The following is a 269-nucleotide window of genomic DNA, read 5'->3' as shown; positions in this document are numbered from 1 at the left end:
CTGGGAAAGAGTTGACAATCCAGGTGTGGTTAGCTATATTGAATAAGTGCCGATGAGACGAGCGCAGCGAAGCGCAGTCCGGGGCAACCGAACCTTGAAAATATTATAGTTTGAAAGCCAGTATAAGACAAGTAGCCTGCGTCAAGAAAATGAACACCGTGCTGAGGTGTAAAAACAGCAAACAGAGCTAAACAAACGATTCAAAACGGAGAGTTTGATCCTGGCTCAGGATGAACGCTGGCGGTATGCTTAACACATGCAAGTCGAAC

Annotated in this window: 1 rRNA gene; it reads left to right on the top strand. The window is 46.1% G+C overall.

The window, feature by feature from the left end:
* Positions 1 to 202: 202 nt before the first annotated feature.
* Positions 203 to 269: ribosomal RNA gene (locus AACS98_RS22030) — 16S ribosomal RNA — on the top strand; the annotation flags it as partial.

This window comes from Anabaena sp. CA = ATCC 33047 (assembly GCF_963870205.1).
GTDB lineage: Bacteria > Cyanobacteriota > Cyanobacteriia > Cyanobacteriales > Nostocaceae > Trichormus.
This window is presented reverse-complemented; position numbering and strand designations above follow the sequence as displayed.